Origin of the sequence: Hymenobacter saemangeumensis (genome assembly GCF_039541835.1) — a bacterium.
GTDB lineage: Bacteria > Bacteroidota > Bacteroidia > Cytophagales > Hymenobacteraceae > Hymenobacter > Hymenobacter saemangeumensis.
Genome location: NZ_BAABGZ010000012.1, coordinates 104,237 through 113,159, shown reverse-complemented (window position 1 = coordinate 113,159; position 8,923 = coordinate 104,237). Strand labels below are relative to the sequence as shown.

Annotated in this window: 4 protein-coding genes; 1 reads left to right on the top strand and 3 read right to left on the bottom strand. The window is 66.1% G+C overall.

Translation table 11 applies throughout. From position 1 onward, the window contains the following. Positions 1-539 precede the first annotated feature (539 nt). The gene (locus ABD919_RS04510; RefSeq protein ID WP_345234197.1) at positions 540-2,297 is read right to left on the bottom strand and encodes an Ig-like domain-containing domain; all 1,758 of its coding nucleotides are present in this window, start codon (positions 2,295-2,297) and stop codon (positions 540-542) included. Positions 2,298-2,402: 105 nt separating this feature from the next. After that, positions 2,403-3,437: a selenide, water dikinase SelD gene (selD, locus tag ABD919_RS04505; RefSeq protein ID WP_345234196.1), complete on the bottom strand. Its 1,035-nt coding sequence runs from the start codon at positions 3,435-3,437 to the stop codon at positions 2,403-2,405. A 336-nt stretch (positions 3,438-3,773) separates the two neighbouring features. Between selD and ABD919_RS04500 the strand changes: the two genes are divergently transcribed. Beyond that, the gene (locus tag ABD919_RS04500) at positions 3,774-8,216 is read left to right on the top strand and encodes a DUF7948 domain-containing protein (RefSeq protein WP_345234193.1); all 4,443 of its coding nucleotides are present in this window, start codon (positions 3,774-3,776) and stop codon (positions 8,214-8,216) included. Between the two features lie 71 nt (positions 8,217-8,287). On the opposite strand, the gene ABD919_RS04495 is transcribed toward ABD919_RS04500, so the two are convergent. Continuing rightward, on the bottom strand, positions 8,288-8,803 hold the full coding sequence (locus ABD919_RS04495; protein ID WP_345234191.1) for a DUF2911 domain-containing protein: 516 nt from the start codon (positions 8,801-8,803) through the stop codon (positions 8,288-8,290). Positions 8,804-8,923: the final 120 nt, after the last annotated feature.

The window sequence follows — 8,923 nt, the reverse complement described above, 5'->3', positions numbered from 1 at the left end:
GGGGTCGAATACTTCAAACCTAGCCTGTTCACGCCGAACAGACTTTTTTTCTGCCTCATCTATACCCCGCAACTTAGGTTAGCAAGCTTGATGGCTGGGCGGTTGCTTAGATGGGTGACTAACCGGCGCCGGCAATAAGCAAAAAGCCCCGCAGCCAGGGGCGCGGGGCTTATCTAAGACTCCGGTGTTTATCTCTGCTTTAGCCGGCAGCAGGTGACCTGTGCTTATTTACGGATGTCAATTCGCAGAGGTTAGCCCCCGGTGGCGTTTAGCACAACTGCTCTACTAGGCCGCTATTGGCTTTCAGCCGGTTTTGTGAGCAGAAAATTGTGCGCACATTCCAAACCACAGCGGCCATTACCCCAACCATATGCTGCCTTGCATCCGAAGCACACAGCAGCCATTAGCCGCGGCAGGTCACCAAAGCCGGCGGTTGGGCGGGGTTCTTCAGGAAGGAATAAGCAACTCCTTCTCAAGTCCCTGCTCTGGCTTGGCGGTGTGCCAGCTGCTCGCTGCTCAGCAGCTGCGGGCCTCTTAACTTATTCCACCAGCAGGCGCCGGGTATGGGCGCCGCTGCGTACCAGGTAGAGTCCGGGTGCCACACGCAATGGCAGTACGCCGTCCGCACTCAGGACGTATTCTTCCACCACGCGGCCCAGGGCGTCGAGCAGCTGAACTGGCTGGCCGGGGGCAAGGCCGCTCAGCTGCACCCAGCCGTGCGCCGGACTGGGGGTTAGCGTGAAGGCCGGCAACCGCTTTCCGGTTTGAGCAGCGGTGGTGCCCGCGGGATGATTCAGCAGGGTGGCCACGCCGTTGAGGCTGCTGCTTACCCAGCGGTTGCTGGCCGGAAGGAGGGCGTCCAGGTCACCGTCGCCGTCCACATCCCGCAGGAGGGTGGTACCCAGGTCGCCCGTTACGGACTGGTTAATGGTCTGGGCGAAGTCGCCGCTGCCATTGTTCAAGCGCACACTCAGCACGCCATTGCAGGTGATAACCACATCCAGGTCGCCGTCGCCGTCTACATCACCCAAAGCCGGGTTTTTAGGGAGTGGGCTCACCAGGTAGTTGGGGCCGCTGGTGAAGGCTCCCTGCCCGTTGTTCAGCCGAACGTGCAGCTGGTTGAGGGAGGCCATGCTGCTGGCGCTGGTAATCAGCAGGTCCAGGTCGCCATCGCCGTCCACATCGCCCAGGGCGGGCAGATAGCAGCCCAGGCCAATCTGGTTGACAACCGGGGGGCCAAAGCTCCCTGCGCCATTATTGAAAAAGAAACCCGTGGGGTAGTAGCCGCCACAGCTCACAACCACATCCAGGTCGCCGTCGCCATCAAGGTCGCCCACGGCGATGCCATACGGATTGCCGAAACCACTGCTGTTGTTAAGCAGCAGCAGGTCCTGCCCACCTCCCGAAAAAGGGGCGGCGGCGTTGCCCGAGTTAAGGCGCGTGCTCAGCGTTGGCTGGCTGTAGGTCGAGCCGGTGAGGGTGGCAATCAGGTCCAGGTCGCCATCGCCGTCGATATCGGCCAGGGCAACTTCGTGCAGGCCCGTTACCGGCCAGTTGAAGTTGTATCGGTCACCTACCCGGATTTGTTGGCCGGGGCTGAAGCTGCCGCTGCCGTTGTTCATCAGCAGGCTCACCGTGTTGTTGCCATCGCGGGTGGCCACGGCCAGGTCCAGGTCACCGTCGCCGTCAATGTCGCCCAGGGCCAGGCTAATGGGGCCGCCGCTCATCGGCAGGCTCTGGCCTCCGCTGAACTGCCCCCGCCCGTCGTTGAAGCGCAGGGTTATTGTGTTGGCAGTGAGGCTGGCCGTAAGCAGGTCCTGGTCACCGTCGCCATCCAGGTCGGCTGCCGCCATTGTCTCTACCGCATCGGGCAGGGCCGTGTCCGGGGCCCGCAGAAAGGTGCCGCGCCCGCTGCCGCCGGTGGCGGCCGTGAACTGCCACACGTGCGGGGCGCGTAGCGCTGCCCCGCTGCTGGCTTGGGCCGCAACGCCCAGGGTCGCCGTCACGGTTTCGCCGGGCTGAAACGGGTAGCTGGGAGCAAAGGCTACGGCACTGCCGCTTACCGTGGTGCTGCCGCTGCTGCCCGAGCGCCGCCCGCCGCGCTGGCTGCTGAACACCTGCAGGGCGCCGCTCGCGCTGGGGCTGAGGGGCTGGCTGAGGGTCGCCTGCGTAGCACTGCCGGCCGGCGCGCTGCGCAAATTGGCGGCGGGTGCCACGGCCGTTACCGAAAGCTGGGCGAGGACCGGGCGCGGTAGGGCCGGGCCAAGTAGCAGGAGCAGGAAAGCCGGGAAGCGCATGGGAGCCGAGTGGTAAAGGTGTCTAAATATACCCGCCCCGGTCGACTATTGCTTTGGAATGAAGCAGATGCATCAATCCCGGCCCGAAGTTTCCCGCAGTTGTGCTCAGCTTACCGACACCCAGGGCTGGCCCTCGCGGTGGGCGTGCAGGGTGCCGAAGCTTTCCAGGGCCAGGCTGTGCCGGGCAAACACCTCCAGCACCTGTTCGCGGCCTTCGCGGGCCACGCACACCAGCAGGCCGCCCGAGGTTTGGGGGTCGCAAAGCCAGTGGCGCTGCTCCTCGCTGAGGGGGCCCACCTTGTGGCCGTAGCTGGCCCAGTTGCGCTGGGTGCCGCCGGGAATGGCCCCCTGCTGGCGGTAGGCTTCAGCCTGCGCCAGGCGGGGCACTTTGCTAAAGTCGATTTCCGCCGTGAGCTGGCTGCCTTCGCACACCTCGGCCAGGTGGCCCAGCAGGCCAAAGCCGGTAACGTCGGTAAGGGCGGTTACGGCGTCGAGCCGGCCCAGGTCGTAGCCAATCTTGTTGAGGGCCATCATCTGAGTGGGGGCAATGGCGGCGTCCTCCTCGCGCAGCAGGCCTTTTTTCTGGGCCGTGGTGAGCATGCCCACGCCCAGGGGCTTGGTCAGGAACAGCTCGGAGCCGGCCGTGGCGGTGTCGTTGCGCTTCAGGTCCACGATGTTGACCATGCCGGTCACGGCCAGACCGAAGATGGGCTCGGGCGAGTCGATGCTGTGGCCGCCGGCCAGGGGGATGCCGGCTTCGGCGCAGATGCTGCGGGCCCCTTCCAGCACCCGCCGCGCTATTTCGGGCGGCAGCTTGTCCACGGGCCAGCCCAGCACGGCAATGGCCATGAGCGGGCGCCCGCCCATGGCGTACACGTCGCTGATGGCGTTGGCCGAGGCGATGCGCCCGAAGTCGTAGGCATCGTCGACGATGGGCATGAAGAAGTCGGTGGTGCTGATAACGGCTTCCCCACCTCCGATGTCGTACACGGCCGCATCGTCGCGGCTGGCATTGCCCACCAGCAGGCGCTCGTGCTGGGGCTGGGCAATAGTGGTATGCAGCATCTGGTCGAGCACGGCGGGGGCGATTTTGCAGCCGCAGCCCGCGCCGTGGGAGTATTGAGTGAGGCGGTAGTCCATGCGCTTGAAAAGTGGAGATAAGGTGAGAAGGTAAGGCAGGAATGATGGGCCGGGAAGCCGCTCCACCACTATTCCCGGAGGCGTACCGCGACCAGTAAAGCCAGCCAGGGCCAGCCGGCAGCAGCGCCACGTATCCGCCTGCCCAAAGCTACGTTAAGCCCGGCCTGCGGGGCTTTCGCCAGCCCGGCAGCAGCGTCTGCCGCATAGCGGTTGCGGCTTGCATCCTCAGCGCCTACCTTCACCGTATCTGGTTGAGGAATTGGGATAAATGGTGCACCAATCATCAAGGCTTGCTGTCTGCAAAAAATGAAACACTGGTTTACGAACTCATTTTTTTTGTGGGTACTGCTTCTCGCCTGGGCCAGCAGCCCGGAGCCGGCGCGCGCCCAGGCCGTGCAGCGCCGGCCCATCGTGCCGGTAGGCCGGCCGCACGAGGAGCGCAGCCTGGAGTTTATCCCCAACCGGGGGCAGCACGACGAGCGCGCCCGCTACGTAGCGGAGCTGCCCGGGGGGCGACTTTTCCTCGAGGATAACGCCTTCACCTACGCGCTGTTTGCGGGGTTGCCCAGCCACCGCGCCGCTCGCCAGGCCAAGACCCGGCTCAGAGGCCACGCCGTGCGCGTTAGCTTCGAGCAGGCCAGGGCCCACCCGCGCCTCAGCGCCGGGGAGCCCACCGGCTCGGTACGCAACTACCTGCAGGGCCGCGACCCCGCCCGCTGGGCCCGGCGCGTACCCGGTTTCCGGCAGGTGAAGTACAGTGAGCTGTGGGCCGGCATCGACTTACAGGTGTACGAGAACGAGCAGCAGCAGCTGGAGTACGACTTTGTGCTGGCGCCGCAGGCCGATGCCGCCCGCATTGCCCTGCGCTACGAAGGTGCCGATGCTATGAGCCTGGACAGCAAAGGCAACCTGGTCATCAAAACCACCGTGGCTACCGTGCAGGAGCTGGCCCCCAAGGCCTGGCAGACTACCGCAGGGGGGCAGCGCCAGCCAGTGGCCTGCCGCTACGTGCTGCGGGGCAGCACCGTATCGTTTGCGCTGGGCCACTACGACCGCCGCCGGCCCCTTACCATCGACCCCACGGTGGTGTTTTCCTCTTACACCGGCTCTGCCTCCGACAACTGGGGCTTTACCGCCACCTACGACCAGCAGGGCAACCTCTACTCCGGCGGCATCTCCTTTGGCCCCGGCTACCCCACCAGCCCCGGCGCCCAGGACTCTACCTTCAACGGGCAGTGCGACATTGCCCTTATCAAGTACAACCCTGCCGTGAATGGCCCGGCGGCCCGCATCTGGGCCACCTACCTGGGGGGCAGCAGCACCGAGTTTCCACACAGCATCGTGGCGAATGCCCGCGGCGAGCTGGTGGTACTAGGCACGACCAGCTCCCTGAACTTCCCCGTAACCGCGGGCGTCTACCAGCCGCAGTTTGGCGGGGGCAGCAACTTTGAGCCCTACGGCTATGGCCCGCCTTACAGCATGCCCAATGGGTCGGACCTGGTAATAAGTCATTTGAGCGCGGCTGGCGACTCCCTGCTGGCCAGTACTTACCTCGGCGGCAGCGGCAACGACGGCCTGCTCGACGCCCAGGCACCCCAGCCGCGCCTGTGTCGCAACTACGGCGACACCTTCCGGGGCGATGTGCTGCTCGATGCCCAGGGTACGGTTTACCTGGCTACCACCACGGCTTCGGCCAACTTTCCTACGGCTAATAGCTTCGGTACGGCCCTGGGCGGGGGCACCGATGCCGCGGTATGTGCCCTGTCGCCCAGCCTGGGCAGCCTGCGCTGGAGTACCCTGCTGGGTGGCAGCGGCCCCGATGCGGCCTACTCCCTGCAGCTGAATGCCGCCGGCGACCTGTTTGTGGCCGGCGGCACGGGCAGCAGCAACTTCCCCGTGACGCCCGGGGCCTATCAGCCGGCTCTGGGCGGCAACATCGACGGCTTCGTGGCCCGCATCTCGGCGTCGGGCAGCACGCTGCTGCGCTCCACTTACCTGGGCACATCGGCCTACGACCAGGCCTACTTCCTGCAGCTGGACCTGAGCGGGCAGGTGTACCTGCTGGGCCAGACCCTGGGCACGGTGCCCGTGAGCCCGGGACGCTACGGCGTGCCCGGCAGCCGGCAATATGTGCAGAAGCTCAGCGCCAACCTCGACTCGCTGCGGTTCAGCACCGTGTTTGGCACCGGGCCGGGGCGCATCAACCTGTCGCCCACCGCGTTTCTGGTCGACCAGTGCGACCGAGTGTACATCAGTGGCTGGGGCGGCGGGATAAACACGCGCACCTACGGCTTCGGCTTCGACAACGGCACCACCTGGGGCTTGCCCGTAACGGCCAATGCCGTGCAGGCCCGCACCGACAGCACCGACTTTTACCTGGCGCAGTTCAGCCCCGGCATGGCCCAGCTGCAGTACGCCACCTTCTTTGGTACCAACGACCCCTGGAACGGCGACCACGTAGACGGCGGCACCTGCCGCTTCGACCCACGCGGCTTCGTGTACCATGCCGTGTGTTCCTGCGGCAGCAATGGCAGCTTTCCGGTACCACCCGGGGCCAACAGCTACAGCCCCCAGAGCGGCTTTCTCAACTGCAACAACGCGGCCTTCAAGATTAACTTCGAAACCATTCCCATTACCACCGGCACCGATTCCATCATTTGCGCTACGGCCGCCCCGCGCCGCCTGGTAGGCAGCCCCGGGGGCGGCACCTGGAGCGGCCCGGGCGTTACGGGCAACGCCGCTGCGGGCTATTTCTTTACGCCCACGCCCGCCCTGGTAGGCGTGCAGGTGCTTACCTACTCCATCAGCGGGGCCAGCATCTGCGGCAGCTCGGCGCCGCTGCGCATTCGGGTGGTGGCCCCGCCCCCGCCCAGCTTTTCGCCCTTGCCTCGGGCAACCGTCTGCCTGGGGCTGCGCCCGCCGGCTCCTCAGCCCTTGACTGCCCTGCCAGCCGGCGGCACCTTCAGCGGGCCGGGTGTGGTGGGCAGCCAGTTTTTTCCGGACCAGGCCGGACCGGGCCGCCATATCCTGAGCTACACCTACGCCGTGCCCGGCCTGGCCTGCTCGGTAGTAGCCACGCAGGCAGTAACGGTAGCCGACAGCATCTACGTGCGCCTGCCGGCCGATACCACTATCTGTGTCAATGGGGCACCGCTGCGCCTGACGGCTCAGCCCCCGGGGGGAAGCTGGACTGGCCCGGGCGTAAGCGGCACCGCTGCTGCGGGCTTTGTGTTCACGCCCGCCCCCCCGCTGCAAGGCGTGCAGACGCTCACCTACACCGCCCCCGGGGCCGACCAGTGCGGTGGGGTGGGCGAGCGGCGCATTACCGTGGCGCCGCAGCCCGTGGCCAGTATTCAGCCGCTGCCTTCGGGTAATATGCTGTGCCTGGCCAGTGCCCCGGTGCAGCTGGTGGCTACGCCGCAGGGAGGCCGCTTCAGCGGCCCCGGGGTGAGTGGCACCACATTTACCCCCGCGCTGGCCGGTATCGGGCAGCACCTTATTACCTATTCTTTCACTTCGGCCCAAGGCTGCAGCGGCACAGCCAGCATCAGCCTGAGTGTGTTGCCCACCATTGCCGTGCAGCTGCCCGCCGATACAACAGTTTGCGCGGCAGGCGCCCCCCTGCCGCTGCCCGCCCTGCCCGCGGGAGGCAGCTGGGCCGGTCCCGGCGTAACGGGCAGCGTCGCCTCCGGCTTTGTGTTCACTCCTTCTGCCGCGCTCATTGGCCGCCAGGTGCTGACGTATACGGCCCCGGGTGCCAATGCCTGCGGGGGCACGGCATCCCGTCAGGTTTCGGTGGTGCCGGTGCCCGTAGCCAGCATTGCGCCGCTGCCAGGGTATAGCTTCTGCCTGTCGAGCAGCCCGGTTGCGCTGACGGGCCAGCCGGCCGGGGGCAGCTTCAGCGGGCCGGGAGTAAATGGCGCTACGTTTAATCCGGCCCAGGCCGGGGTAGGGCAGCACCGCATCAGCTATACTTACCTGGCGCCGGGGCTCGACTGCCCGGCCGTGGCGTTCATTGTGGTGCAGGTGGGCATGAACCTGCAGGCCCAGGCACCGCCCGATACGACTGTATGCGCCGGCCGCGCCCTGCGCGTGGCTTTACGTGCCAGCCCCGGCGGCGGCACCTGGGCCGGGCCCGGCGTGAGCGGCTCGGCCAGCACCGGCTTTTTCTGGACCTTGCCGCCGGGGGCCATGGGAACTACCGTCCTTACCTACACGGTCAGCGCCGGCAACTGCACGGCCACCGTCACCCGGCGCATGGAAGTGGTGCCGCTGCCGCTGTTCACCGCCCAGTGGGAAGCCGCCTCCAGCTGCGCCGATAACCGCACCGCTCCCCTGAGCCTGCGCTTCAGCAGCGCCAGCAGTCTGGGCACTGCCGCGGCCGGCAGCGTAGCCTGGGACTTTGGCGACGGCAGCCAGGCCAGCGGCCCGGCCGCGGAGCACACCTACGCCCAGCCCGGCACCTACCGGCCCCGCGCCACGCTGAGCTACAGCAGCGGCTGTCAGGTAGAAGCCGCCCTGCCGCCCGTCACGGTGCGGGAGCAGTACGTGCCCAACATCATCACGCCCAACGGCGACGGCGAGAACGACACTTTCCAGCCGGTGTTTGCCTGCCAGCCCCGCCTGCGCATCTACTCGCGCTGGGGGCAGCTGGTGTACGAAAGCGCCGCCTACCGGGGCGGCTGGGGCGCCGAAGGGCAGCCGGCCGGGGTTTACCACTATGTGCTGCAGGCTGGCACGGCGGCGCCCATCCGCGGCTGGCTGGAAGTGGTGAAATAACCGGATTTAAGGTCGCTATATGCAAGAAAACCCGGCGTAGTGCCGGGTTTTCTTGTTCAGGGTAGTCCCGCTTACTTTATCGAGATGGGCAGCTCCATTTTCTCCCAGCGCAGCACCAGGCCGCTGGGCTGCACTTCGTAGGTGAGCCGCTCGCTGGGCGTGGCCAGCGGGCGGGGCTTCACCGCCGCGCGCAGCGCGTCCGTCTTTTCCTCATACTTGAAGGCTCCCCACTGGTTAGCTGTCTTGTTGAAGATGATTTTCCACTCCTGCTCGCTGGGGACGACAAAGAATGAGTACTTGCCGGCGGGCAGGTCTTTGCCTTCCACCTTCACCGGCTTGCTGAACTCAATGGTAGTGGCCTCGTTGGCCCCGGCCCGCCATACCTGGCCGTAAGGAACCAGCCCGCCCCAGATGCTGCGGCCTTTTACCGCCGGGCTACTGTATTTCACCGTAACGTCGGCGGCGCCAATCTTGCCCACGGCGGTGGCCGGGGGGCTGGCTACTGCCTTGGGGCTGTCCTGAGCCTGGGCACCGGTTGTGATGAGCAAGGCTGCGATGGGGTAAAGAGCTGTCTGGAAGGTGGTCATTACGAAAAATAGAAAAGTGAGAAAATGAACCAGCGCGAGCCGGCTCCGCCATGAGTTGCTGCCGGTACCGCCGCGTGAGTAAACTTAGATATAATATAACGGAATTGCTAGCGGGTTGCT